The sequence below is a fragment of the Wolbachia endosymbiont (group A) of Anthophora plumipes genome (assembly GCF_964028115.1).
GTDB lineage: Bacteria > Pseudomonadota > Alphaproteobacteria > Rickettsiales > Anaplasmataceae > Wolbachia.
Genome location: NZ_OZ034756.1, coordinates 1,092,431 through 1,118,345 on the forward strand (window position 1 = coordinate 1,092,431; position 25,915 = coordinate 1,118,345).

31 protein-coding genes and 3 pseudogenes are annotated in these 25,915 nt (G+C 34.8%); 15 read left to right on the forward strand and 19 right to left on the reverse strand.

Annotated features, from left to right (window positions below):
• Window positions 1-5: 5 nt before the first annotated feature.
• Window positions 6-926 (reverse strand): Rpn family recombination-promoting nuclease/putative transposase, encoded by a 921-nt coding sequence (locus ABWU75_RS05475; protein WP_353286775.1) that lies wholly within the window; start codon window positions 924-926, stop codon window positions 6-8.
• Window positions 927-1,314: 388 nt separating this feature from the next.
• On the opposite strand from ABWU75_RS05475, the gene ABWU75_RS05480 reads away from it, so the two are divergent.
• Window positions 1,315-1,629, forward strand: coding sequence for a helix-turn-helix domain-containing protein (locus ABWU75_RS05480; protein WP_353286776.1), 315 nt, complete (start codon window positions 1,315-1,317; stop codon window positions 1,627-1,629).
• On the opposite strand, the gene ABWU75_RS05485 is transcribed toward ABWU75_RS05480, so the two are convergent.
• Complete coding sequence (locus ABWU75_RS05485) at window positions 1,589-1,687, reverse strand: hypothetical protein (RefSeq protein ID WP_353286777.1); 99 nt, start codon at window positions 1,685-1,687, stop codon at window positions 1,589-1,591. The genes ABWU75_RS05480 and ABWU75_RS05485 overlap by 41 nt on opposite strands.
• A 299-nt stretch (window positions 1,688-1,986) precedes the next feature.
• On the opposite strand from ABWU75_RS05485, the gene ABWU75_RS05490 reads away from it, so the two are divergent.
• Window positions 1,987-2,259, forward strand: coding sequence for a hypothetical protein (locus tag ABWU75_RS05490; RefSeq protein ID WP_264329155.1), 273 nt, complete (start codon window positions 1,987-1,989; stop codon window positions 2,257-2,259).
• An 89-nt stretch (window positions 2,260-2,348) separates the two neighbouring features.
• Here the strand turns inward: ABWU75_RS05490 and ABWU75_RS05495 are convergent, their stop codons facing one another.
• Together ABWU75_RS05495 and def are read right to left on the reverse strand one after the other, a co-directional pair.
• A complete protein-coding gene (locus ABWU75_RS05495; protein WP_253309680.1) occupies window positions 2,349-3,170 on the reverse strand; it encodes a uracil-DNA glycosylase family protein in 822 nt (273 codons plus the stop codon).
• Window positions 3,160-3,699 (reverse strand): peptide deformylase, encoded by a 540-nt coding sequence (gene def / locus ABWU75_RS05500; RefSeq protein WP_353286778.1) that lies wholly within the window; start codon window positions 3,697-3,699, stop codon window positions 3,160-3,162. The genes ABWU75_RS05495 and def overlap by 11 nt, the downstream gene beginning before the upstream one ends.
• A gap of 138 nt (window positions 3,700-3,837) precedes the next feature.
• On the opposite strand from def, the gene ftsA reads away from it, so the two are divergent.
• From ftsA to map, 3 genes are all read left to right on the forward strand, one after another.
• Complete coding sequence (gene ftsA / locus ABWU75_RS05505) at window positions 3,838-5,076, forward strand: cell division protein FtsA (protein ID WP_264732303.1); 1,239 nt, start codon at window positions 3,838-3,840, stop codon at window positions 5,074-5,076.
• Window positions 5,077-5,117: 41 nt separating this feature from the next.
• Window positions 5,118-5,519, forward strand: coding sequence for a nucleoside triphosphate pyrophosphohydrolase (locus ABWU75_RS05510; RefSeq protein WP_353286779.1), 402 nt, complete (start codon window positions 5,118-5,120; stop codon window positions 5,517-5,519).
• A 150-nt stretch (window positions 5,520-5,669) separates the two neighbouring features.
• Window positions 5,670-6,452 (forward strand): type I methionyl aminopeptidase, encoded by a 783-nt coding sequence (map, locus tag ABWU75_RS05515; protein WP_264732301.1) that lies wholly within the window; start codon window positions 5,670-5,672, stop codon window positions 6,450-6,452.
• A 50-nt stretch (window positions 6,453-6,502) separates the two neighbouring features.
• Here the strand turns inward: map and ABWU75_RS05520 are convergent.
• Window positions 6,503-7,713: pseudogene (locus ABWU75_RS05520) on the reverse strand (MFS transporter).
• Window positions 7,714-7,933: 220 nt separating this feature from the next.
• Here ABWU75_RS05520 and rsmH point away from each other — a divergent pair.
• Window positions 7,934-8,887, forward strand: coding sequence for a 16S rRNA (cytosine(1402)-N(4))-methyltransferase RsmH (rsmH, locus tag ABWU75_RS05525; protein ID WP_253309686.1), 954 nt, complete (start codon window positions 7,934-7,936; stop codon window positions 8,885-8,887).
• Complete coding sequence (locus tag ABWU75_RS05530; protein WP_096617865.1) at window positions 8,884-9,189, forward strand: hypothetical protein; 306 nt, start codon at window positions 8,884-8,886, stop codon at window positions 9,187-9,189. The genes rsmH and ABWU75_RS05530 overlap by 4 nt, the downstream gene beginning before the upstream one ends.
• A gap of 51 nt (window positions 9,190-9,240) precedes the next feature.
• Here ABWU75_RS05530 and ABWU75_RS05535 read toward each other — a convergent pair whose 3' ends face one another.
• Window positions 9,241-9,540 (reverse strand): ETC complex I subunit, encoded by a 300-nt coding sequence (locus tag ABWU75_RS05535; RefSeq protein ID WP_253309377.1) that lies wholly within the window; start codon window positions 9,538-9,540, stop codon window positions 9,241-9,243.
• Between the two features lie 145 nt (window positions 9,541-9,685).
• Between ABWU75_RS05535 and ABWU75_RS05540 the strand changes: the two genes are divergently transcribed.
• Complete coding sequence (locus tag ABWU75_RS05540) at window positions 9,686-10,294, forward strand: 50S ribosomal protein L25/general stress protein Ctc (protein WP_250295275.1); 609 nt, start codon at window positions 9,686-9,688, stop codon at window positions 10,292-10,294.
• Between the two features lie 2 nt (window positions 10,295-10,296).
• Complete coding sequence (pth, locus tag ABWU75_RS05545) at window positions 10,297-10,845, forward strand: aminoacyl-tRNA hydrolase (RefSeq protein ID WP_253309378.1); 549 nt, start codon at window positions 10,297-10,299, stop codon at window positions 10,843-10,845.
• Window positions 10,846-11,295: 450 nt separating this feature from the next.
• Here pth and ABWU75_RS05550 read toward each other — a convergent pair whose 3' ends face one another.
• Window positions 11,296-12,390, reverse strand: a complete 1,095-nt coding sequence (locus ABWU75_RS05550) for a helix-turn-helix domain-containing protein (RefSeq protein WP_264732297.1) — start codon at window positions 12,388-12,390, stop codon at window positions 11,296-11,298.
• A gap of 396 nt (window positions 12,391-12,786) precedes the next feature.
• On the opposite strand from ABWU75_RS05550, the gene ABWU75_RS05555 reads away from it, so the two are divergent.
• Window positions 12,787-13,686, forward strand: coding sequence for an Rpn family recombination-promoting nuclease/putative transposase (locus ABWU75_RS05555; RefSeq protein WP_264732295.1), 900 nt, complete (start codon window positions 12,787-12,789; stop codon window positions 13,684-13,686).
• Window positions 13,687-13,720: 34 nt separating this feature from the next.
• Here ABWU75_RS05555 and ABWU75_RS05560 read toward each other — a convergent pair whose 3' ends face one another.
• The 8 genes and pseudogenes from ABWU75_RS05560 to ABWU75_RS05595 all read right to left on the reverse strand — a co-directional run bounded on the left by ABWU75_RS05560 (window position 13,721) and on the right by ABWU75_RS05595 (window position 18,843).
• Window positions 13,721-14,722: a latrotoxin-related protein gene (locus tag ABWU75_RS05560; protein WP_353286780.1), complete on the reverse strand. Its 1,002-nt coding sequence runs from the start codon at window positions 14,720-14,722 to the stop codon at window positions 13,721-13,723.
• 568 nt (window positions 14,723-15,290) lie between these two features.
• Window positions 15,291-15,392 (reverse strand): annotated as a pseudogene (locus ABWU75_RS05910) (IS630 family transposase); the annotation flags it as partial.
• 253 nt (window positions 15,393-15,645) lie between these two features.
• Window positions 15,646-16,422, reverse strand: a complete 777-nt coding sequence (locus tag ABWU75_RS05570) for a hypothetical protein (protein ID WP_353286781.1) — start codon at window positions 16,420-16,422, stop codon at window positions 15,646-15,648.
• A 65-nt stretch (window positions 16,423-16,487) separates the two neighbouring features.
• Window positions 16,488-16,877 (reverse strand): phage tail tube protein, encoded by a 390-nt coding sequence (locus tag ABWU75_RS05575; RefSeq protein ID WP_182159821.1) that lies wholly within the window; start codon window positions 16,875-16,877, stop codon window positions 16,488-16,490.
• Entirely contained in the window at window positions 16,852-17,301 is a 450-nt protein-coding gene (locus tag ABWU75_RS05580) for a DUF3168 domain-containing protein (RefSeq protein WP_353286782.1), read from the reverse strand. The genes ABWU75_RS05575 and ABWU75_RS05580 overlap by 26 nt, the downstream gene beginning before the upstream one ends.
• Window positions 17,294-17,380, reverse strand: a pseudogene (locus ABWU75_RS05585) (DUF3168 domain-containing protein); the annotation flags it as partial. The pseudogene ABWU75_RS05585 and the gene ABWU75_RS05580, both read right to left, overlap by 8 nt.
• Window positions 17,381-17,580: 200 nt before the next feature.
• Window positions 17,581-18,129, reverse strand: coding sequence for a head-tail connector protein (locus ABWU75_RS05590; protein WP_353286783.1), 549 nt, complete (start codon window positions 18,127-18,129; stop codon window positions 17,581-17,583).
• Between the two features lie 402 nt (window positions 18,130-18,531).
• The gene (locus ABWU75_RS05595; RefSeq protein WP_007548422.1) at window positions 18,532-18,843 is read right to left on the reverse strand and encodes a hypothetical protein; all 312 of its coding nucleotides are present in this window, start codon (window positions 18,841-18,843) and stop codon (window positions 18,532-18,534) included.
• A 150-nt stretch (window positions 18,844-18,993) separates the two neighbouring features.
• Between ABWU75_RS05595 and ABWU75_RS05600 the strand changes: the two genes are divergently transcribed.
• Window positions 18,994-19,155: a hypothetical protein gene (locus tag ABWU75_RS05600; protein WP_353286784.1), complete on the forward strand. Its 162-nt coding sequence runs from the start codon at window positions 18,994-18,996 to the stop codon at window positions 19,153-19,155.
• A 590-nt stretch (window positions 19,156-19,745) separates the two neighbouring features.
• On the opposite strand, the gene ABWU75_RS05605 is transcribed toward ABWU75_RS05600, so the two are convergent.
• The 3 genes from ABWU75_RS05605 to ABWU75_RS05615 form a co-directional block, all read right to left on the reverse strand.
• The gene (locus ABWU75_RS05605) at window positions 19,746-20,324 is read right to left on the reverse strand and encodes an RlmE family RNA methyltransferase (RefSeq protein ID WP_264736312.1); all 579 of its coding nucleotides are present in this window, start codon (window positions 20,322-20,324) and stop codon (window positions 19,746-19,748) included.
• Window positions 20,325-20,400: 76 nt separating this feature from the next.
• Complete coding sequence (locus ABWU75_RS05610) at window positions 20,401-20,976, reverse strand: PopZ family protein (RefSeq protein WP_264732275.1); 576 nt, start codon at window positions 20,974-20,976, stop codon at window positions 20,401-20,403.
• 19 nt (window positions 20,977-20,995) lie between these two features.
• Complete coding sequence (locus tag ABWU75_RS05615; protein WP_264732273.1) at window positions 20,996-22,231, reverse strand: TolC family protein; 1,236 nt, start codon at window positions 22,229-22,231, stop codon at window positions 20,996-20,998.
• 132 nt (window positions 22,232-22,363) lie between these two features.
• Here ABWU75_RS05615 and rplM point away from each other — a divergent pair, with 132 nt between their 5' ends.
• The 3 genes from rplM (at window position 22,364) to ABWU75_RS05630 (ending at window position 23,745) form a co-directional block, all read left to right on the forward strand.
• A complete protein-coding gene (gene rplM, locus ABWU75_RS05620) occupies window positions 22,364-22,822 on the forward strand; it encodes a 50S ribosomal protein L13 (RefSeq protein WP_253309391.1) in 459 nt (152 codons plus the stop codon).
• Window positions 22,823-22,832: 10 nt separating this feature from the next.
• On the forward strand, window positions 22,833-23,288 hold the full coding sequence (gene rpsI, locus ABWU75_RS05625) for a 30S ribosomal protein S9 (protein ID WP_353286785.1): 456 nt from the start codon (window positions 22,833-22,835) through the stop codon (window positions 23,286-23,288).
• Between the two features lie 145 nt (window positions 23,289-23,433).
• Complete coding sequence (locus tag ABWU75_RS05630) at window positions 23,434-23,745, forward strand: HU family DNA-binding protein (protein WP_264688310.1); 312 nt, start codon at window positions 23,434-23,436, stop codon at window positions 23,743-23,745.
• Here the strand turns inward: ABWU75_RS05630 and ABWU75_RS05635 are convergent.
• Window positions 23,738-24,445, reverse strand: a complete 708-nt coding sequence (locus ABWU75_RS05635; protein ID WP_253309395.1) for a pyridoxine 5'-phosphate synthase — start codon at window positions 24,443-24,445, stop codon at window positions 23,738-23,740. The genes ABWU75_RS05630 and ABWU75_RS05635 overlap by 8 nt on opposite strands.
• Before the next feature lie 262 nt (window positions 24,446-24,707).
• Between ABWU75_RS05635 and odhB the strand changes: the two genes are divergently transcribed.
• Window positions 24,708-25,880 (forward strand): 2-oxoglutarate dehydrogenase complex dihydrolipoyllysine-residue succinyltransferase, encoded by a 1,173-nt coding sequence (odhB, locus tag ABWU75_RS05640; protein ID WP_264732269.1) that lies wholly within the window; start codon window positions 24,708-24,710, stop codon window positions 25,878-25,880.
• Window positions 25,881-25,915 lie beyond the last annotated feature (35 nt).

Below are 25,915 nucleotides of genomic sequence, written 5' to 3' on the forward strand. Positions count from 1 at the left end.
TAGAATTAGCTTAAGTCTTTGACTTCGTTAACTGTAAGACCAGTAGTTTGAGCTATAATATCAATAGAAACCCCTGCTTTAAGTAGATTCTTTGCAGCTGCTATTTTAGCTTGCTTTTCACCCTCTTTTCTGCCTTTTTCATGACCGATTTGGATGCCTTCTTGTCTACCTTCTTGTCTACCTTCTTGTTTAGCATCATCGAGTTTTTGAGCGAGTACAGCCTGTTCATCAAGAATACGTTTTATTTCCTGTTCGTAGGCAATAAATTCTTTCTCTGACCAATTGAATCTATTTAGCTCTTCATAGGCCTTTTTAATTATTACATCACTACCTATTATTTTTTCCAGCTCTTCTTCACTAGTCTCATCTGCATATTTAAAGAAGTATATCCATTTTTCAACTATATTTTCTAACTGATCTTCTTTTGTTTTCGGAAATTTTGGCAATTCAATAAATATAAAATAAAAATCTTTTAGATCGTGTTCATTAGTGTCTTCATCTCGAATAGTATGCTTTGATTTGTACTCAGATTTATTAGGAAACAGTACACAATCTGCTATAGCAATGAAGATAATTTCCTTAAGGTTATAGTATTGATCGCCCTTATCAGCTTGTCTTGAATAAGCTTTAGCTGCATAGTATTGGGCGCGTTTTTCAAAGCCTTTAGTTTTAGCGACCTGCATCTCGCAAATGTATTGAGCACCTGTAGAATCTCTACAGAGAACATCAACAATACTTTGCTTTTTAGCGGCGATATCAGGGTCTTGAATAGTACTTAAAAACTCTATATCCTTTATTTCATTTTTACCAGTGAAGCCAAGAATATCATTGAGGAAGTGAATGAGGATATCTTTATTCTTTTCAGTACCAAAGATACGGCAAAAGGCGACATCATTTTTGGGATCGAGAAACTTAGAAAGAGCCATAACGAACTAACCTAAAAAGCGTTAATAATTATACATAATTCTGAAAAAATATTCAACTTCTTTATTTTTAGTTTATTTTTTTAAGTTTTGAATGCGTTGATGAAAAAAATGTCTCCCATAGATGGCTTTAGAATGCTACTACGCACCTTAGAGGTCTATTAGGTAGATCTTTTTATAACCCCCTCATAAAGTGCCTAAAAACCCCAGCAAATGAATTCATGAGCTATAAAGAGCTTTAAAAACACTTATTTTTGGTGCAAGAGCCTAACAAAAGCGCGAGCGTCATCGAGCTCTCACACCTTTCATAATAAAGAGCTTGAAGTCAACATTTTCATGGTAAATTTATGCTCACCTGTGTAATAATGTGTAGTTTATTTCTGTTAGCGGCATGACAAAACGTACTACTATCTCTATAAGATACGAAATAGCGCAGAATGTAAGAAGCTGGATATTAAAGCGGAAATATACCGCAAAAGATTTGGCAAATGAAACAGGTATAAAATACTATACGCTGCCAAGGTATGTAAAAGGAAAATGTGGCATTCCAACTGAAAAGTTAAAACGTATAGCAAAGGCATTGTCAGTTCCTATTAGTAATCTACTTTCTCCACCAAGAGAAGACAGTTGTTTTGATAAAGATAAGGCGCAAGAGACGTACGATTTCATGGGAAAATACATGAAAACGATAAATCAAGTGAAGTAAGATTTGTAAGCTTAGATAATTCTTTTACACCTTCATCACTAATATTATTTTTTCCCAAGTTAAGTGAAGTAAAACTTGTAAGCTTACCATTAGCTAAAGCTTTCGCACCTTCATTACCAATATTGTTACCATTTAAGTGAAGCCTTTCAAGATTTTTAAGATTACCTTCAGCTAAAGAAGATCATTAGAGGGAAAAGAGGAGCTTGATGATTTGGAAGAGAGCTTAATTGATGAAAGATAGCGCTATGTGTTTCCAAAATTGTGCATAAAAGTAAAACAAAACGAAGGTTAACAGTTGCGTCTTTTTCGCAAGAATAGCTGATAAATGGATTTATGGAAAAAAGGAGTGCCTGAACTATGAAAACATTTACAGGAGAAACTATGAGAAAAAGAACATTAACTGTTACCTGTCGATATGAGCCTGATGAGTTAGCAGATAAACGCTTATCGGATGTATACGGGCAACTGATAGAGAGATTGATAAAGAGAAAAAAAGAAAATAGAGAGAAAGAAACAAATGAAAGTAGTGAGTTTATATGCGAGAGTGTCATCGTGCAAAAAATTAAGCATAGTACGACAAATACAAGTTTTCTTGTCGTTTTAATCTGCACAGATTGCGAAGTTAAATGAAATAGCTTCAGTTTCATGATAAGGGGGCTGGCGAAACTTGTCAAGTAAGTTTTTTCGTTTCTGCGGGCTACTTCTTGACACCAGTGGTGTTAAGTATTCGTACAGTTATTGGTATTATTAAGATACTCCCTAATCTTCTTTAAATCCTCCCAGGCTAAACGTTTTTGCATTGGCTGACGCAGTAGGTAAGCTGGGTGAAATATAGCAGCTGTAGTGATTGAGTGAGATAAATATTGGTTAGTGTACGTATGAAATCTACCACGCAAATTCGATATAGTTTTTGTGCTGTCAAGAAGGCTATAACACGCAATTCCCCCGACCAAAATTAGAATTTGCGGTGAAACCAGTGCAACATGCTTCTCAACAAATGGTCTGCACATATCAAGCTCTAGGTCGGTTGGCTTTCTATTGCCAGGTGGGCGCCAAAATACGGTATTGCTTATGTATACCTTAGTGCGATCAAGATTGATTGCATTTAACATTTTATCGAGCAACATTCCACTTGCACCACAAAATGGTATGCCTTGAAGGTCTTCATTTGCTCCTGGAGCTTCACCAACGAGCATAATTTTTGCGTTTGGATTACCATCGGAAAAAACAGTATTAGTTGCAGTTTTTTTTATCTCACAACCTTCAAATGATTCAACTGCACTTCTTAGTTCATCCACACTACTACATTTACTTGCAAGTTTCCTTGCTTCAATTATCCAATCACTTGGAAACATGTCTTTTCCATCTTTAGTGTCACCCCAGCGCGTATCTGCATCTTTCTTCTGGGTCCCAGTTTGGATAACAGAGGGTTGCACACCCTCTTTGCTCTCCAACTTTTTTTCCTCTTCACCCTCTGTTAGTGTGCAATCAACGCCCACTTCATGGTAAAATTTTAATAATTCTAGGTCTTCATTGCTCATAATGCTTTTTAACCTTTTGTGCTTTTTTCATGGCCATATCATACTTTAATTTAGATAAATGTCTAATATATAATATGCCATTTAAGTGATCTAGCTCATGCTGAATACACCTTGCGAGCCAGCCGCAAGCTTTTAGCGTCTGTTCCTCATTATTTAAATCCTTATATTTCACAGTCAAATATTTTGGACGCTTAATTTCATAGCTTTGCTCTGGAATTGAAAGGCACCCTTCTTTGAGAATTACTTGTTCATCGGATAATTCCGTAATTTCAGGGTTAATCATGTAAAATTTGCCAGTCGATTCATACCCTACTGGCTTGTCTTCAGCTCGAGAGAGCTGAATGTCCATAACAAAAACTCTCCTCAGCACTCCAACTTGCACTGCAGCAAGGCCAAGACCTTCTGCATCGTACACAGTTTCGAACATGTCGTTTACTAATTCTTTAATTTTATCGTTTATATCTGTTACTTCACTGGCACGTGTGATTAGTCTTTCATCAGGGGCAATTACAATTGGTAATATGGACATAAAAATTATAATTCTATGTTTTGCTTTTCCTTTTGTCCAGAATTTAGTGTATATTAAAATGTTGCTATATCTATAATAGAAATATAAATTATTAAAGAAAGCTACAATTTAAATGAAATTGCGTAATAAGGTTAACTAATGTACTCTGCAGTAATAGCAAAACCAAAGAGAAACGTTTTTGCTGTTTTAGACATAGGTACAACAAAGATTATTTGTCTAATCGTTAAAATAAATGGCAACTTCAGCTATAAAGTGACAGGAACGGGCTATAAGATTGCAGAAGGTGTAAACGGTGGGTCGATAACTAATGTAAAACACGCAAATTACTCCATCTCATCAACTATAGGTTTAGCTGAGCAAGTGTCAGAGGAAACTATAGACCAGATATATGTGAACATTGCTGGATGTGGCATCTCATCTTTTAATGTACATAATGAAATTATTGCAGCTAATCATGAAATTTCTGACCGGGATATAAAACGTGTAGTTTTTCAGACGTTTGAGAAATATATTGAAGAAAATGTTATCATTCACAATATACCACTGAAATATCACTTAGATGACATGACTGACATAAAAGAAGTTGGTGGATTGTACGGAAAAAGACTATCTGCTGATGTTAATGTTGTCACTGCTTCGCGTCCAGCGCTTACCAATATTGAAAACTGTATTACCAATAATGGTGGATTAAATATGGCAGGTTGTATTGCTTCTGCATATTCTGCAGGTCTTGCCTGTCTGAGTGAAGATGAAAAAGAGCTCGGGACTGCTATTGTTGATATAGGCGGTGGGTGCACTGCAATTGGAATTTTCAAAAGAGGGAAACTTGTGTATGCAAGCAGCGTTCCAATTGGTGGCGTTCATATCACTCGAGATATTGCTTACGGGCTATGCACAAGCATAGAACGTGCAGAGTATATAAAAATACTGTATGGTAGCACTATCGTAACTTCAATAGATGAGAACGAATATATTACAGTCCAAAATAGTGAAAATGATGAACCTACTCAAGTATTCAAATCTGAGCTTATTAACATCATAAGACCAAGAGTTGAAGAAATACTTGAAATGGTAAGAGAGCAATTTCAAGAGCAGAAAGATCCAATTAATAAAGTAGTGATCACAGGTGGAACTAGTCAACTCACAAGCATGAAGGAAATTGCAGGCTATATATTCAATAAGCAAGTTCGAATTGGGTGCCCTGAGTCTTGTAGCGGTCTTGATGGCGAATATGATAAAAATCCTGTATTTTCTGCTGCTATAGGTTCTATAAAGCTAATAGTTGACACTTTTTATAAGAATAACTCTGGAATGCTCGGTCAAGATGGTAAAATAAGTAAGTTGTACCATTGGGTTAAATCAAAAGTTACAGTTTAATTTTACTGAATGAAATTCTTATATCTGTCAAAGGAAACATTATGAATAAAAAACATTGTTTCAAAATTAATAGACTTGTTCGTGATCATACAACTGAAATTATACGTTCCCATGGAATTATTGTTTATGAGAGGGTGATGGAAAAAGATGAATACATTGAACGTCTCAAAGATAAACTTTTAGAAGAAGCAAAGGAAGTTATTGCCTCTAAAACCTCAGATGAAAACCTTGAAGAGTTAGCTGATTTACTTGAGGTCATACATGCATTAGGCAAAGAAAGTGGACTATCTATAGAACAAATTGAAGAAAAGCGTATCTCTAAAAAACAAGAGAGAGGTGGTTTTGAGAATCGTATCTACAATACTTACATTGAGGTGAATTCTAATAGCATCGATTACTATCACAAAAAACCTTCAGATTATCCTGAGATAGTAGTTGTATAGTTCAGATTATTAAATAGACTTCTTGCTTGACCACCTTTCATACAAATGACTTGACACTAGGATCCATAGGGCTTATTTTCATAATACGTAAAGTTATTACATTTATATACTTGCAAGTAAGCGTATCAATTACAATAAGACATGGAAAATATGAACATAACTATACACTCACAAGAAGATTTTGAATTTATGCGCAAGGCTGGCAGGCTTGCTGCTGAAACTCTTGATTTCATTGCACCGTACGTAAAGGTAGGGGTGACAACTAATGAGTTAAATGATCTATGTCATGATTTTATAATTAATGCAGGTGCAATTCCAGCACCACTAAACTATAGGGGGTATCCAAAATCGATTTGCACTTCAAAAAATGCAGTTGTGTGCCATGGTGTTCCCGATGATAAAACGCTTAAAGATGGAGATATTTTAAATATTGATGTCACGGTGATTTTAAATGGTTGGCATGGTGATACAAGTCGCATGTTTTGGGTTGGCAAGCCATCAATAAAAGCAAAACGTTTGTGTGACGCTACTTATCATGCATTGATGGAAGCAATTAAACAAGTTAAACCCGGCAATAAGTTAAATGAAATAGGGCTTGCTATAGAGAAATATATTAGAGATTTTGGATATTCTATCGTACGCAGCTACTGCGGACATGGTATAGGAAAAGTCTTTCATGCTCCACCAAATGTAGTGCATTTCTATGATCAAGATGAAAATCTCATCTTGAAGGAAGGTATGTTTTTTACAATAGAGCCAATGATTAATGCTGGAAAACATGAGACTCTGCTCAGTAAACTCGATGACTGGACAGTGACAACACGTGATCTTTCACTTTCTGCTCAATTTGAACATACGCTCGGAGTAACTAAAGATGGTGCTGAAATATTCACATTATCACCTAAAAATTGGCACTTCCCACCATATAATTAGATTTTTTTAAACTCTGCTATACTGCAACTATACTTGGATCTTGAAGAAAGCTAATCCTTAATTTGCGATATAGCAACTAGCCCAATTAATGCACAGAAAATCATGTAAAAACTAGCTGAAGTCTCTTGTCCTGTAACTTTGATAATTGTTGTGCATATAAATGGTGCAAGGCCACCAAAAAATCCAGCAGCTATATTTCTTGACAAGCCAAATCCGCTGTACCGAACCTTTGTTGGAAATAATTCACACATAAATGCACTGACAGGACCAAGCGATGCAGCTATTGGAATTATAAAAGAATATGTGCCGTAAAAGTGAGTAAGTAATTGCCACTACATAACATTGAGAAAACTGGATAACTCACTATTACAAAAGCTATAAATGAAAATTTCATAACTTTTTCTCTTCCTACCTTATCAGAAAGTATTGCAAACAATATTGTCAATCCTCCAAGCGCAATTTGACTCAGTATTTCTACCATATGGTTAAAATGAGTATTTATTGTTGATGTAAGCACATTGAAAAATACCAGATATATGTAAAGAGATGAGTTTTCAACTATATCAACCCCAACTGATATCAGAAAAGGTTTTTTATAGCTATTCAATAACTCTTTTAATGGCAGTTTAGATGGATTTTTCTGTCTTTTATACTCTGGGCTTTCATCAAGTATATATCTCATATATATGCTGATTAATCCCATTGCTAAACTGAAAATGAAAGGTAATCTCCACCCCCAAGATTCAAAATCAGATACTTTTTTGCATATGAGTACTGCTATCAGGCTTAATACTGAACCAAAAATTGCGCTTAATACTTCAATGCTGCCAAAAAATCCTTTTTTGTTTTTAGGAGCGTGTTCTATTAAAAATGGTGCATTTCCTGCTTCTCCTCCAAGGGATATACCCTGCAATAATCTTAAACAAACTACCAGCATTGACGCTAGTATTCCAATGCTTTGATAACCTGGAACAAAAGCAATTAATACAGTTGATAAAGTCATTAATATAATCGAGAGCAATAAGGCAACTCTTCTGCCATGCTTATCACCAATGTGACCAAATATAGCAGCGCCGACTGGTCTCATTAAGAAACCCACTGCAAACACTCCAAAAGCCTTCAATACGCTGGTTAGTTGATCATCCGATGGAAAAAACACACCACCTATTATGTTTATTAAGTGGCCAAAAAGCATGTGGTCATACCACAATAAAGTGTTACAAATCAAACTTGAAAATATTACTTTTGTTATTTGCTGCATAATTTTCTATAGTTTGTTTAGTATTTAGTAATATACATTACTTTTTTTTATATAATAGAAAAATTTGAACATTATATCAATAATAGTATCTTATTAAATCTTAATATTTTTATATCATTGACTATATTCAAGTATTTTTATATTATTGCCTATATATTTCCATATGTTTTAGTGGGAAGCTATTTTTATTTGTATGCACAGAGTCTTTTGATGGAGCACTATGACACACACTCCAGTTTTGTTAAAAGAGATGCTATCACTACTATCACCGCAGGATGGTGGTATATACGTGGACGCCACATTTGGAGCTGGAGGGTATAGCAAAGCAATATTGGAGTCAGCTGATTGCAAGGTATATGCAATTGATAGAGATGAAACGGTAACTAAGTTTTATGATGATTTAAGCGTTAGATATCCCGATAGAATAAAACTATTCATTGAGAAGTTTAGTAATATTAAAAGTATACTAAGCAGCGTTGAGCCATCTCCTGTCATCCCAGTACTTGATACTGGAAAAAATAACTGGTCACGCGCTGGAATGAAATCAAACGGAGTGGATGGGGTGGTTTTTGACATCGGAGTTTCATCTATGCAGCTTGATAACGGAGATAGAGGGTTCTCATTTTTACATGATGGTCCACTCGATATGAGCATGGATAACTCTTCTTATATAAACGCTTCAACGTTTGTTAACGCTTTACGCGAAGAAGAAATTGCAAATACTATATATAACTACGGAGGAGAGCATCATTCTCGCAAAATCGCAAGAGCAATAGTAAGTGCACGGAAGAAGAAAACTATCAAAACTACATTTGAGCTTGCGAACATTGTACGTTCTGTGGTGTTCCGTGGAAAAAGCAAAATTGATCCTGCAACCAGAACATTTCAGGCAATCAGAATATGGGTAAACGATGAGCTGGGAGAACTTGAGAGGGGCATTAAAGCTGCATCTGAAATTTTAAATGAGAATGGCAAATTAATTGTTGTCACCTTTCATTCTTTGGAAGATCGTATAGTCAAAACTTTTTTTAAAGATCTATGTGAGCCAAGATCTACTGATTGTAAGACATTCTCTCTTCTAAATAAAAAAGTGATCAAAGCAAGTATAGAAGAAGTAAGTGCAAATCCGCGTTCACGCTCAGCAAAACTAAGAGCTATACAGAAGTTGTCATGAGAACTTTCTGCATCATCTCAATAGTTATGTTTTTTCTTAGCATTGTAGGACTATTTAAGATAAAACTACATGTTCAGTCATTAAATAGAGAGCTAATAAAAATAAAAAGTGAAATTAGTTTAGTACAAAGTGATATAAAAGTTTTACAAGCAGAGTGGAGCTATTTGAATAATCCAAAAAGACTTGCAAGCCTTGTAAAGAAATACCTAAAAAATAACTCTTTAATACTGGCTAGCCAGGTTAAAAATCTTGACTCTTTAAATGGCCGCAGTGTGTTAGCACAACTTAAAACCCAGAGTTAAATTGGTTATACTAAGCTTTATCTTTTACAGATAAGCACACCACAATAAACCTTACTTTAGTATGAAATTGCTTGCGTAAGATTTTGGCAGCCTCTTAACATTTTTTGGCATTTCAATTACGTATTTAACGTTGCGTTTTTTTGCGTAGAATACTGCTTTTTCAAGAGAATCAAACTTTAATACAATCTGTTTTTTTGGATCTTTTGAGCCAACCCACCCCATTAAAGGTTCAATGTAGTAAGAACCAGATTCAATTTTTAGGTGCCAGAGATTTGTATTACCTAAACCAGATTGTGTTGCAGTTTTTGTTGGTTTATAAATCCTAAAAACTACTTTATCATCAATGCCCATAGTTCTTGTTAAATAAGCTTAAATATACATCTAAATAAATCCTTTCACAAACAATTAGTATGAAAGAATGAAGTTTGAAATAAATATTTTTATGTTATATTATTATTAAATTATATTAAAAGGATTAGCTGAATAGGAGTAATCGATGACGCAACAAGAAATAGTAACAATTAATGCAGAGTTACGTGATATAACAAAAACAAAAGCGATGCATTCTCTAAGGAAGAAAGGAAACATCCCTGGAATCATATATGGAAAGGGTCATGATAATGTAAATTTAACATTGTCTGCAAAGGAATTCACGAAGCAATATAAATCAGGCTCTCTTTCTGCACATTTGATAGAGCTGAATATTTCGGGCAAAAAGGAATATGCTCTTGTTCGCGATATCCAATTGCATGTAGTAAAGGATACTGTGCAACATGTTGATTTTCAATTTGTTGATAAAGGCAGCGAAATTAAAATAGACATACCTCTATCATTTGTGAATGAAAGTAAAGCTCCAGGGATCAAGTTAGGTGGAGTGCTTAATGTTTTGTGTCGTTCTATTGCTGTTAAATGCTCTCCTGATAAAATACCTCAGGTTATTGAAGTTGATTTATCCGGTAAAATGATTGGCCAGTCTATACATATTAATGATGTAAAATTACCAGAAGGTGTTAAGTTTGTAGCTCATGAAGAAGAAAATTTTACTATTGTTACAATTTCTGCTGCCGATAGTGACGTTGAAGAACCTCAAGCAGAAACAGAGTAATAGTGCATCTGATAGTTGGACTTGGTAACCCTGGTGGTCAATATGAGTTAACTCATCATAATATCGGCTTCATCGTAGTTGATAAAATTTACAAATATTGGAATTTCCAGTCGTTTTCTAAAAAAGCCGATTATCTAATAACCTCTGGCATAATTAATGATAATAAAATCATGTTAATAAAGCCTTATTCATTTATGAATAATTCAGGCATCCCTGTTGCAAAAATACGAAACTTTTACAAATTATCGCTAGATAATATCGTTGTCATACACGATGACGCTGATTTGGAAATTGGAAGAATAAAAATAAAGAAAGGTGGTAGCTCTGCTGGACATAATGGACTTAAATCCATAGATAGTTTTATTGGTAATGATTATTGGCGCTTGAGATTTGGGGTGGGTAGACCTGAAGATGAAAAAAGCTTAGCAGATTATGTATTATCAAAATTTTCAAATTTTGATAACGTTACTCCCTTAGTGGAAAAAATAGCAAAAAATATACACTTAATGCTGCAAGGAGATAATACAGCTTTTATCAATTTGATTGTATAATATTATGAAACACAAAACTAAATTTCACACAATTAAAATAACAGATTTCTTGTACTACCTCCCAAGCCACAACTGTCATTCAGTGGAAACAAAAAACTTCCTTGACAAACTCCGCCAGCCCCCTTATTATGACAATAAGGGTATTTATGACTCAAAACTTGTTTTTGACCTGCAGGCTCAATGACAAAATTCAGTAAAAAACTTAGGGTATTTTTTGGCGGATTACATAAAATTATAGCGGCTGCATGTCTTTTAAATTTTTTCTACATTCAGCCAAATCGCGCTTATTTTAAGCGTTAGCACATTATTACAGCGCCAGTTTAAATTATTATAGGGTCAAAACTCGCACCACGGGAGTTCTTTGCCTTTTTTTTCTGCCTGGTAAATTTCTTAAATATTAAAGCTAAGGTTAGTTGCATTTAAAAGCAGCTAAATTGTAGTGTTTAAGACTTAAAAAACGCCAACGCGTTTAATACAATGTTGCAAATTCTCCTCCTGCGCTAGTTCTTTGATCCGAAATGCTACTTCCACCTTATCAAGACCAATGTTAATTTGCTTTATCAATGTCCTAACAATACCACGTTTAGTTTGCCAATCTAGGTAGTCTAGGTTCGATTTAACACTAGAATAAAAACCCTTTATGCTATTGATAATAATGCTCATTCTCTCCTGTAGTGTCTTTTGATCAATAACTTTTTTCTTCTCTTTTTCTACCACTTTCAAACGTTCATTAAGTTTTTCTTTTGTCCGCTTAAATTCTCCCTCACTTATATATTTTTTTTCTCCTGCATTTTCTTGACTATAATAATCTTCCATAAGTTTTTCGATACCTTCTTTTATTTGATTTTCCCTTCTTGCAAATTCTTCATCTGATGATTCATCATTTTTCTTTTCTGAAGCTCTACTTTGGTACTCCTTTTTAATCCTCTCTGGGTTCTTTAACAAACTTTTTACTTCTTCCCATATAACCATTTCTAACATATCTGCACGGATATATTTATTGCTACATTTATCGTGACTATTAATCATAACACGCGCATTACAACGATAGTAGCTATAGTCTGCAGAATCAGTTTTTTCTTCTGTATTACTATATTCTTCAGTTGATAAGCCCGTTGCTTGGAAAATTATTTCAACAGAAACTCCTGCTTTAACTAGATTCTTTGCCACCTCTATTCTTGCCACTTTTCTACTATTTTCCTTGCTAGCTTGTGCAGATGTAATTAATGAATAAACTACATTACGTAATTCTTGATTCTCAATTTTCTCATACTTTTCTACTAGATCTAATATCTCATTCTCGAGATAACTTTCTTCATTTGATATTGTGTGTTCAGGAATAAGATCTATAATGCTAACTGATAGTGCTTCTGCGATGCTATATAACCTTCTGATTGAAATTTTACGCTTTCCTTTTTCGTAATGAAGTATTACCCAGTATTTTACCCCGATTTTCTCCGCTAAATCCTTTTGAGTATACCTCTTTGCTAGCCTACAACTTCTTACTTTCTGTCCTACTTTGTGGTCTAGTATGCTAGCAGTCATTCTTTTTCGTAGCCTGCCATAAATCTCCTTTAGAAGTTTTAGATAGAAATTTTGCTAGCATATTGGTACCTTTGCTGAAAACTAGTATATTAAATGCCTATGCTGTGACAAGCTAAAATGAGAAGTTCACACTTTAAATAGGTATGTTTAAGACCACTAAACTCATGAGATTCATTTGCTGGGGGTTTTAGGCACTTTATGAGGGGGTTATAAAAAGATGTACAAAAAGGACATCTAAGGTGCGTAGTAGCATTCTAGGGTCATCTATGAAGGTAGTTTTTTTGCCAACTCTTGAAATTTAGCTAAATTTACCACTTTAATAGACCTCAGCATAAAAACGTTGAATATTTCTTCAGAATTGTGTATAATTATTAATGCTTTTTAACTTACTTTCTCATGGCTTTTTCGAAATTTCTCAATGTGCGAAATGATTATGCATTTAAGAGAATATTTGGTACTGAAAAGAACAAAGACATTCTTATTCACTTTCTTAATGATATATTAGATCTTACTGATGACAACCAGATTAAAGATGTCTCCTTTCTCAGTCCCATTCAAGACCCTGTTATTGCCTCTCAAAAGCAAAGTATTGTTGATGTTCTCTGTGTTGATTCTACAGGGGTCAAAACCATAATTGAGATGCAAGTCGCTAAAACAAGAGGTTTTGAAAAACGTGCCCAATATTACGCTGCCAAAGCTTATTCAAGTCAAGCTGATGTAGGTGATCAGTATCATGACCTTAAAGGGGTTATCTTTATTGCTATTGCTGATTTTATCCTATTTCCTAATAAGCTGGCTTATAAGTCTGATCACGTGACTTTTGATAAGATGACCTTTGAACATGATCTCAAAGACTTTAGTTTCACTTTCATAGAGCTACCAAAGTTTAACAAAACAAAAGAAGATCAATTAGAAAATATTGTTGAAAAATGGATCTATTTTTTTAAGCACGCAGATGAAACGAGCGAAGAGGATCTAAAAAAAATAATAGGTAGTGATGTAATTATTGGTAGGGCTTATGATGAGTTAAACCAATATAATTGGAGTAAAGAAGAACGTCTTGCATATGATCAAGCTAAGAAACGTACCGATGATTATTTATCTACCCTTGAAGAAAAACTTAATGAAGGCATCCTAATCGGACATGAAAAAGGCAGAGCGGAAGGTCGAAAAGATAGGGATATTGAAGTCGCAAAAAACCTACTTAAGGCTGGTATCTCGATTGACGTCATTTCCCAAACAACCGGTCTTCCTAAAGCTGAAATAAAACAACTTCAGGAAGAAAATACTTTTTAACCATTTTTGTTAAGCTCTTCACAAAAGAGGGATTTCATAGCCCTAAAACATGCTTTATGCCTTTAACTACTGATGTATCGCTTAAGAAGGTATCAGGCTTTTTAGATGGCTCCATTGCAACTACTTTCCTTGAAACACTAGATGTTGGCTGATCTGCAGTCTGCTTTTGTTGTAGAAATACAGTTTCCTTTTTAGCCAAAAACTCTTCTAGATGGCTTTTCACATGAACTAGAAACTCACCAGTTTGTTCAAACTCTGGACAAGCTTCTTTTGCAGATGAGTATAAGGTTTTTGATATTTCAGAGAATTTACCACTTCTTATTTGCCCGGCCACCTTTAAGAATACTTCTACAGGATTAAATTTTAGATTTGTAACTGGTATTCCTGACTCAATAGCAGCACCCTCTAATGCTTGTTCAAATTCTTTTGCAATAGGTAATGCATGAATTTGCGCTTCCTGTTTAGAAATACTTCTTATATTGTTAGAAATATACTTTTGGCCTGTAACTTTTCTTATAAATACATCTAATAAAAGAAGTGTACCATTTGTATCAATACCTTGAGTTGTAATAGCTTTAGAAGGTTGGGAATGCTTCATATCTATAGCTGGCTTAAAAGGAGAAGAGATAAACTGAGAAATACCTTTAACAGCATCTACTATAGTATTAGCAAAAACATTTACCCATGAAGATGGCTTACTTGCTCCACTTGTAGCCTGATTGTTCTTTATCTTTGATTCAAGATTTAGTGAAGGTAACGCTCTTGTTGTATTAGGAGCTAAAGCCTGATTGTCAGAATTAGTTGAGAAAGGTGGTTCTATGTGGGATTGATCTATAGAACGACGGCTGCGTCGCCCATTCTCTGCTTCACTTGAAGATTTTGCTGCTTGCATTTTTTCGTTGTTCAATTTCTCTACCTTTTCTCCAATAAAAAACGGTATTACCTCAGGTGTTTGACTAGCGAAACTTCGAATTGCTTGTGGTGCAAATTTAGCTTGCAATAAATGAGTTATCTCATGAGCTAAGATATTATCCATAGCACGTGATCTGAATGTTACAATATTACGATTGTTTACGATCACCCCCTCTGACCCATCGCTGTTAGCACCCAGAATGTCATTATACTGTTGAAAATCTGCCCTGTTATTGAAAATATAATACGTTAGATCTCTTTGCTCCACGTTCTCTGCAAAGCAAAACTTTTCCTAGCTCTTTTATTCTACTTTCCCTTCCTTCTTGATTTACTAACTTATACCAATTCTCAATAATAATGAGACAAATGAAAAAGAGTGCTTTCCGCCTATAACTGGAGGTTTAAGTGAATTTATCGTATATTCTATTTGTCTTCCCAATAACGAAGTTTGGTATTACCCTTTTTATTTTTCGTTAATACTGAAAATAGATAGTAACCGGGGCTTCTTTTGCCTTTTTTTTCTGCCTGGTAAATTTCTTAACATTTATAGCTTAGGTTAGTTACAAATTAAGAGCAATATTCACTAGGGATGATGTCATCCGAGTAGCTTGACTACTTGGATCCAGGAAAGTTTGCTTGTGAGCAAGCAAACTATAGCTAACCCAAGTAAGGTTTCCCCGAGTGCTAAAATCAATAGCTGAATTGATATCGGGCCAAAAGTTCTGCAGAGCTTTTCTTATGGCATGCTTGATGGCAAACCATAACTTTTCAATTGGATTTAAATCCGGCGAGTATCTTTGTCTTTGCACATATTGCCAAATTTTTCAATTATCTTTTCTCTTGCTTATCTTCTCCATAGTCATTTTTTTCTCGTCTACTACTTTCAAAACACGTTCCCTCAGATCCTCACTTTGGCATCATTCTACCTTATCTAAAGCCATTTTATACCTTTTTATCCCTTCTGGGGTAACCTTTTTTCAGTTAGCTATATAACCCTAATTATGAATTAACAGACAGTAGAATCGAAAGATTATTACAAGGAAAAGTCTACACAGATCGACCTTTTTGTGAATCTGCGTTTCTGCTTTCTTCAACTTGTTTTGCAAAAGATGTTTCCTGTTTGCTGATATGCTGAAGTGGCTTAGCAATTTCGCGCACAACGGCAGTAACTGCTGTTAAAAATGTTTTTAACAATGCACCTAAAGCTCCACCAACTGCTTCCCTGCCATATATATGAGCTTGCTTTTCGTTATCGTCAGCAGTTTCCCCTGCTCTCCTTCTTGGATCCATCCTATGAGCAATCACCGAAAACAACACTCCCCTGATTGAAGACTTCACTCGTTTTTTTGCTTCATCATCATGTGCTGTTTCATGTCCATGACTTAAGTGTTTAGCGTTCATTAGCTCCTTTTGTTGCTGGGCAAACATGCTACTTAATACTTCTTCTATTGCTTGCTTCCTTCTTTTCTCTCTAACCCTTTTCATAGATTCTGATTTATCGCGAGTATGCTTTGTGGTTTCAAATTCTGCATCAATATCTTCAGACGCAGCCTGACTATATAAAGTCTCTATGAGCCTGTCTATGCTTCGCTTTATTTGCATAGTCCTTTCGTAACTATCCAAATTATCAATTCCTTCGTCGATCTGATTTAGAATATCCTCAAAAACTTTTAAATAGTCTTGAATATACTGTATGATGTATTGCTTATCTTCCTCTTTGTATTGTTCTTCTTGATTTTCATTTTCTAAACTTCTCTCTCTTCTGTCATTGTTATTTTCTTCAATATTACCACCGTCTTCCTCGAAAAGGTTTTTGTCGTTCATGATTTTTTTTAATTTAGTTAAAATTCTCACCAGTTACTATTGTATATGAAAAAATTAAATTAACATTAATGAAAAGCGTTTACAACTTCAGCACTCGCTAAAATTACAGTAAAACTGTCAAAAGCAGCGGGGTCATAATATCTCTCATACAGTTCAACTGAACACCGTAATCTGATCTTTTCCTTAGTGTTAAAATTAATTTCATAATCATTATTAGAGTTTAATATAGCAGAATTACGTAATAATTCATCAGCTAATACAGAGTCTAAAATTCCATTAATTTTTATCGTAATGTGTCTGCTTCCAGCACAATCGAGCACTTTTCTCCAGCCAAAAGAAGAAATATCTTTCACCTCTTCTCTGTTATTACGCAAAGTAAACCTTAGGTTTCGTATATTATTTAACACAATAAAATTATTGTCATGATCTTTAATTTTTAGCTGTAATTTGCTCATTATCGCCTCCTTTCATTAAAATATCAAAATTAATTGTTGAATGTAAAATTTCATCGTGCTGACTCATAGCACAATTACTTTCCAAAATAGTTTCATTATCAGAATATTTAATACTCTTAAGTATCAAGTTAATATGCCTTATAATGGCAAACATACTGCCTATATGATGGGTATATATGTCGCATGAAAATCTTGCCTTTGTAGCAAAATTGGACAGCATGTGCAGATTATTATAATTCACTACATGCAATCTCAGGTAAGGAATGGTGACCTGTTTAGGTAAGTAGTCATAAATGTTATACCAAACTTCGTTATTGGGAAGACAAATAGAATATACGATAAATTCACTTAAACCTCCAGTTATAGGCGGAAAGCACTCTTTTTCATTTGTCTCATTATTATTGAGAATTGGTATTAGTAACATATTTCCTTAAATCAGAGTTTGCTTTTAGTGCTGCATAAATACTATTGTACAACTCGTTTATAGCTTGAATTTTTTCCATGATTAATCCTCGAAAGATATATAGCTAAAACATAAGCAGCGTTTCCCGATACAAACTCGTCATCCCGCTGCTTGTTAGCAGCCGAGATACCGTGACGGTATGACGTAGGACTGCTGTCATTCCGCTACGTGTTAGCGGGATCTATGTGAGATACCGTGACGATATGACGTAGGTAGCCCAGTTTGGATGACAAGAAAGAGCTACAAAACAACCTTTGGTTCGCGAAATGGAGAATACACCTTCTTCACTTCAGACAAATGGCTACTTACCCCCGATTCACGATCTTTGTAAATAGCAGAAACATGCCGCATAATACCTAGTTTTATCTGCTCAGGAACATTGTCATAGCCAGCCTCGTATACAACATCAACTCTTATTGCATTCAAATAATTGAAAAACTCAACGTAGCCCCCTACATCACTAAAATAATACTTAAGTGTTCTCTTCTCTTGACCTTTAGACATCATTGCAGTAGCCAATACTATCTTACTCACAGGGCCATAGCTTAAATAGATCCTACGAGGTACATAATCTTCATATGAAACTTGCCATGTTTGCTTTACTAGTGACTTTTCCATATGCCATTCAGCGTAATCAGTTGCCATAAAAATTAAACTTGAAATCAATTTATCATCCTGGTCGTTCTCAATGCGTAAAAAAGATTTAACCTCTTCTAAAGTAACTGGAAAAGATTCAGGCTTAGATTTACGTTGCACATGTATTCTTGGTGAAGTAGATCTTGTTGACATGATAACCCTCCTTATAAATATATTTTTGTCATTCTAACGCTCCTTATTTTGTCATCCCAGCACCTTCTTCTGTCATCCCAGTGTCACGCACTGGGATGACAAAAAAAGGAGCACTGGTTCCTTTATGACGGTGTCATCCAAGTGGCTGACACTGGTTTCTTTATGATGGCAGTGCTTGACACTGGAATCCAGCCTTTCACTGTCAAAGATGTTATTTTTAATATAAGGTTAGTCACTTTCGTGCTCACCAACTTAATCTCTAATCAAAATTTCTGGATCCAAGTAGTCAGGGCACTGGGATGACATCTTTGTGTTTGAGGCAAAACTGGCTATAATATTTCTTCGCAAACAAATGTTCGTACAGAGCTACTTTCATGACACCACGATTATGCTATAAATTCTTTATCGTATGAATATATTAAGAAGAGAACGTATTAAAGCTGTTTCTCCTTTTTTATTGATAAAATTTGAACTTATAGCATATTCAACTAGGCTGGATTTTAGTAGATTAACATTTTGAGAATGAATATTATTGAAGATGGAGTTTAACTCTTTAGCAAGCAGACTGCGAAATTTTTGCACACTGTCATATGCGATATTTTCAAGTTCATGTGCAAATTTATCTTGAGCTATAGTTGTTATATCTTCAATTTCCTTATTAAACTCCTCTAGCTTTTTTTCGTTATTTTTAAAATTTTTCGTAAAAGTTTTCATATCAATTAAACTCAACTACTATTATGATTATAATGATAATGAAAAACTACCGAAGTAAAAAATTCACACTACTGTGTAACTCATAACTGTACGAACATTGCAATTTGGGCCTACCAGGAGGGCAATGCCTTTTATCCAAGTACCCTCTTCTTGTCATCCCAGTCTGGGATCCAGCTTTTTGGTAATTTTACCGAAAATGTTTGCTCGTTTACAATCAATTTTCCTGGATCCCAGTGTCAAGCACACAACTGTACGAACGTTGTAGTTTGGGCCACCAGTGGGGTGTCATCCCAGTGTCACGCACTGGGATGACAAAAAAAGGAGCACTGGAATGACACCCTACTTAACCCGTCATACCGCCGCGGTATCTCCTTAGCATAGATCCCGCTAACAAGCAGCGGGATGACGATTGTCGTTTAGCTACAAACATTAAGAAATTTACCAAGTAGAAAAAAAGGCAAAAGAAGCCCCATGGTTGGCTAATTACTTACATTATACTTTCAAGTATGGCGTTTTTTTATTCTAAACGTTTAATAACCGCGATTCAGTTGCTTTTAAGCCGCAACTAATCTAAATTATAAACATTAAGAAATTTACTAAACAGAAAAAAAGGCAAAAGAAACCCTAGGGTAGCTAATTATTCACTATCCATTTTTTAAGTTGGCGTTTTTTAATGTTTTAAATAGCGTATTTCAGCTTGTGTAGGTAAAAACCTAGAAATTTGATAAAGACATAGAGTGCACATAGTGCAAAAAATTAAACATGAGACGCCAGATACGTGAGTTTTTTTGTCATTTAATCTGTACAGAGAAGATAAATAAATAGCTTCAGTTTCATGATAAGGGGGCTGGCGGAGTTTGTCAAGGAAGTTTTTTCACTTCTGCGGGCTACCTGGGTTAATATTATATAGGAGGTCTGCTGCCAATAAAGCCTAAACTTACCAAATACATTTCTGTAGATTCAGATCTACTTGACTTTGGTTTAAAATATTTTACTGTTTTAAACATTTTTTTTAGCTCGTTACAAAAATCTTTATCAGATTCTCCTTGGAAAATTTTTACTACAAACGTGCCACCATGGCTCAAGAAATGCTTTGCAAAATTGAGCGCTGCCTCACATAAAAGCATAATTCTGATATGATCCAACGATTTTAAACCACAAGATTCGGGCGCCATGTCAGATAAAATTACATCAAATTTTTGATCCTTGAATTTTTCTCTTAAAATTTCAAGCCCATTGATAATATCACATTGTATAAACTCTACTCCATTAATTGCGTTCATTGGTTTCATGTCAAGAGCAACTACATTTGCACCTTTCTGAGACGCGACTTGTGACCATCCACCAGGAGAAGCACCAAGATCAATAATTTTTTGCCCTTCTTGGAATAATTTAAATTTATTATCCATTTCTACCAGCTTATATGCTGAGCGTGACCTATAACCATCCTTGCTAGTTTTTCGCACATACTGATCATTCAAATGACGATGTAGCCACCTTGTTGAAGATAGTTTTCTGCCTCTAGCCGTCTTTACTCTAGTTTTTATTGCTAATACCCTACTTATTATTGATTATATCTTTGAGCTCTTTTTCAACTACTTCTTTTACCAGTGCATGTAGATATTTATTCAGCCATTCTGAGAGCTGAGGTTTTAAAAGAGATGTAACTAATTCTTCAACAGTAAGATTCGCTCTTTTTTGTTGTTTATGCTGCAATTCGTTTTGCATTTTTCCAAGCAGCGCTTTGATCTCTTCCATATTCTCTTTTAAAACTAGATGATCATTATTTTGCGCTTGTAAGCCGCTATTACTCGCTTTGTTATTACTCATTTGGATATTATCGTACAAATCAATGTCTTTTTTTTCTTCTGAATTGTAGCTATGGCCATTAAATTGGTTGTTGTTGCAAGCCATTTCCTCACTTTGGTCATCATTATCAATGTTCTCTTCTTTACCATTTTCTTTTTTGCCATCTTCTTCCATGTCTTCTGGATACTCTTCTTCAAGGCATAGCACATCATCATTTTCATCCTTTATTTCTGCTTTATCGTTACTTGCGTTTTTACCCGATATAGCTTTTTTTATATCTTCTAGAATATCCTTTACAGATTGATTGCCTTGTTCATCATGCATAGTGCTAATACCATTAAATTTAGAGATTTATACTATTTATTATAAAAAGCAAATTATAAACACTAGTTACATAATTGCTTTTTGCTTCAACTAAGTCTGAACGTGCTTTAAATAATGCATCTTCAGTGTCCAAAAGGTCAGATGTACTCTTTAAACTTAAGTTTACCTCTTGCTCAACTCCTTCCAATGCTAAAGCTGCTGCTTTTTCCGCTTCTTGACTTGCTTTAATAATGGCTTTTGCTGTTAGCACATTATTCCAAGCATTTACAACTGCTTGTTCTATATTTTTTACCGTTTCATAATAATCGTAGGTAGATTTTTTTGCATCCATTTTAGCTTTACTGACACCAAAAGCATTCGCTCCTTTTTTAAAGATTGGAACATCAAGAGTAAAAACTATATGAACATTTTCTAATAGCTTGTCTAATTTTACACCATCATTCCCAAAATTTTTGCTTGCGCTTAGATTTAAAGAAGGAAGCCACTTGGAGCTTTCAGCGATCACTTCCATTCCGGCTGCTCTTTTTTGATAAACTGCTGCTTTTAGAGATAAATTATTGGTTTTTGCTAATTGTAAACATTCATTTAGCTCTGGGACAGAAGGTAGTTTATCATTAGCTTCAGAAAGGTCATCAGCATCTTCGCCAATCAAATGATAATAAGCAATATTTGCCAATTTTAATTTACCTTCAGCATCAACTCTTTCGGATATAGAAGACGAAAATTTTGCTTTTGCTAGCAAAACTTCAGCGTTAGTAACTTCTCCAAGGGAAAAGCGTTTTTTCATAGCTGACAAATGTTCCAAAGAAACGCGTTCTTTATGTTCTCTGAGCTTTAATATTTCTGTCTTTTGTAAAACACCAACATATGCTTTCACAGCATTAAGTGCAACCTCTTGTTTTAATTGCTGAAATCGCATTTTTTCTGCTTTGAGAAGATGACTTGATCGACTGAATGTGGCAAAGGTGCCACCTCCATCTATTATCCTTTGGCTTAATATCAGACGTTTTCCAGGTAAATTAGGTTGATTATAAAGATTAAAATTACTATCAAAATTGTACTGCAAACTAATGTCAGGTAAAAATCCAGCTAACCCAGAAGACTTAAGCTGTTTTTCTGCGCTTTTATATTGGTAAAATTGAGACTTTATTTTTGAGCTATTTTTGATCGCTTTGCTTATAACTTCTCCCACATCGGTTGCATAGCAACTTATAGTACTAAAAATGATCGCAAGTGTAATAATCAATCGAAACATTCTACTTCCTGTGCATATTGGTTGCGCAGCTCAATTACTAACATAAATTACTTTAATAATCAATAACTAATATTGTTGACACTATTGAGAAATTAAGTATATAGTAGCTTACTATTGTTTAGTTAAATTACAATGAAAACTTTTTTCTTAAAAGAGAAACAAATCGACAAAAAATGGTTTGTCATAGATGCAGAAGGATTAGTGGTAGGAAGGCTTGCAGCATTTGTAGCGACACTATTGCGTGGAAAGCATAAACCTGAGTATACACCTCATATGGATTGTGGCGATAATGTAATTATTATCAACGCAGAAAAGGTGCATTTTACCGGGAAGAAGCTTAAAGATAAAATTTACTATAAGCATACAGGTTATTCTGGTGGTTTGAAGAAAACTACTCCAGATAATATTTTAAATGGCAAATTTCCTGAGCGTGTAATAAAAATGGCAGTGAAAAGGATGCTTGATGATGGCCCTATGGCGCGTAGACGCTTTGAAAATTTGTATGTTTATTCTGGTTCAGAGCATAAGCATCAAGGGCAGCAACCTGAAAAGATAGATTTTGCCTCTTTGAATCGTAAAAATAAAAAGTAATGGAGTAAAAATGAAGAGTTCTACAATAAATAATAATGATTGGTCAGAAAAGACAATTAAATCAGCAGCTGATTCGCTTGGTCGTTTATATGCTACAGGCCGAAGAAAAGAATCTGCAGCAAGAGTATGGATAAAGCCGGGAAGTGGAAAATTTAGTGTTAACAAAAAAGGCGATCTAATTTCTTATTTTAAAAGAGAGTCAGTGTGCCAAATAGTGAAAATGCCATTTGTAGCAACTTCTACGTTAGACAAATATGATGTATTCGCAACTGTAAAAGGTGGAGGGCTATCTGGTCAAGCAGGTGCTCTAGCTCATGGAATAAGCAGAGCTTTAAGTAGTGTAAGCCAAGATTTGCATTCTATATTACGTAATGGTGAGTTCTTAACTAGAGATTCGCGTGTTGTTGAACGTAAGAAATATGGTCAACATAAAGCTCGGAAAAAGTGTCAATTTTCTAAGAGATAGTTATTTCATAGTGGTGTTTTTTTGTAAGTATTATACAAATATTTGCAAAAGTATATAATATCCTCTATTTTTGTGATGAATTTAGTTGACTATCGGTGTCAACATAATATGCTATTTGTGTGATTTTTCAATATTAAGGTAATTTATGAGTAAAGAAGATATAATAAAACAATTAAAGGAAGATTGTTCTGGTCAGAATATAGATATAACAAAATCTGATTTGAGCAAGATTCATGATGCGTTTATTAAAATAATAAAGGATGAGCTGCATGGGAAAGGTGAAATACGTTTGCATGGAATAGGAACATTTTCTACTGCTATAAGTCAGGAGAAACAATGTCGTAACCCCCAAAATGGTGAGATCATGACTGTTCCTGAAAAGACAAGGGTAAAATTTAAAGCAAGCCAAACTCTTTTAAGTATTTTAAATGAGAAGGAAAAAGCAGCAGTTAGTTAGACATTATCATTTTCATTGTTTTTACTACGCTGTGTAAGCCATAAAATACAGCTTCGCTAATTAAATAGTGGCCTATGTTAAGAGCTGAGATGTGAGGTATTCTTGTCATCTTCTTAGCGTGTTTATAAGTTATGCCATGTCCTGCGTGGCATTCTATTCCTAATTTATTGACGTACTCTGCAGCATTAGTAATTAACTGTAACTTTTTCTCTGATGGATTATCACAGTAATCCCCTGTGTGAATTTCTATTATGTCAGGTTTTATCTCTAGCTTCTCAAGATATTTTAGTTGATTAATATTTGGATCGATAAACAGTGAGACTTTTATGCTAGAGCTATGCATTTCCTCTATTATACTAGAAAGTTTGCTGTGCATATTAATGATATCCAGGCCACCTTCGGTTGTTAATTCTTCTCTTTTTTCTGGTACTATACTAATCGAATAGGGTTTTACCTTTTTTGCTATTTTAAGCATTTCTTCCGTGGCTGCAATTTCAAGATTTAGCTCAGTGCTAATGCTTTTTTTTAGGTTAAATACGTCTTCATCTCTAATATGCCTTCTATCTTCTCGTAAGTGTACAGTAATAAAGTCTGCTCCAGCGTCAATGGCTATTTCTGCTGCTTTCAATAGATCTGGGTAGGAAGTTCCGCGTGCGTTGCGGAGGGTTGCAACGTGATCAATATTAACACCTAGTTTCACAATCTACCTCAAAAATTATTTATGGATTATACATGTTATTAGGTCTTTTGCATAGTCATTGTTTGATTAGCAATACCATAGCCGAGAGACGGGGTTGGCGAAATGTGTCAAGATGGCCTAGCATCACGCGCTGGAATGACATTTGGGAGTATATTATCCGTTTGTCACTTCTAAATGATAAAAGCCTCAATGAATTTATTAGTTTATTATATGTCTCTTTTCATGTATAAATCTATAGAAAGTTTTATACGGAAGTTGTTTTATGAGCAAAATTATAGAAATCAGAGCGCCAAAAACTCTTGGTGGTGAGTCAGTTACGGAAGGTATAGTAAAAATAAAGAAAAATATTGGAGAAGCAGTAAAAGTAGATGACTTGATCTTTGAAATTGAGACTGACAAAACAGCACTCGAATTAACTGCAGAAGCTTCAGGGCAAATAACTGAATTTCTCGTAAAGGAAGATGATGTGATAAGTCCTGATCAATTGTTAGCGAAGCTTTCTGTGGGAGAAGTAAAAGAGGAAGCGAGAAAAGAAGATAAAAGCGAAAGTTCTGCTAAAAAAGATGCTCCATCAGCTCGCAAAATTATGGAAGAAAATGCAATTAATGCAGAAAGTGTCAAAGGAACTGGCATGGGAGGCAGAGTAACAAAGGCAGATGTGATAGGCCACATGAACAAAGCTGAACAGCCTGCAATAAAACAATATGAATTGCCAAAAAGTGTAGTGAGTGGAGAGCAAAGAGAGGAACGAGTAAAAATGAGCAAAATAAGACAAGTAATTGCTGCTCGTTTGAAGGCATCGCAAAATACTGCTGCAATACTGACCACGTTCAATGAAATTGACATGAAAAATGTCATGGATCTAAGAGCAAAATATAAGGACACTTTTGAAAAAAAATATGGAATAAAACTTGGTTTTATGTCGTTTTTTATAAAGGCAGCGGTGCAAGCACTGAAAGAGATCCCTGAAATTAACGCTGAGATCTCAGGCGATGAGATCATATATAAACATTACTATGACATAGGTGTTGCTGTTGGCACCGATAAAGGTCTTGTTGTACCAGTTATTCGAAATGCTGATCAGATGTCATTTGCAGAAATTGAGTTGACTTTAGTTGCTCTTGGCAAAAAAGCTCGCGAGGGTAAATTACAAGTATCAGAAATGGAAGGCGCAACATTCACTATCTCAAACGGCGGAGTATACGGTTCACTCCTTTCTACTCCGATAATAAATCCTCCGCAATCTGGAATACTTGGAATGCACTCAATACAAAATAGGCCAGTTGCCGTGGGCAATGCAGTAGAAATCAGACCTATGATGTACATTGCCCTCTCTTACGACCACAGAATAGTGGATGGCAAAGGAGCAGTGACTTTCCTCGTTAAAATAAAAAATTATATAGAAGATCCAAATAGATTAGTTTTGGAAGTGTGATTATAAAATAAGTGATTGTTAATCTAGTATTGCTA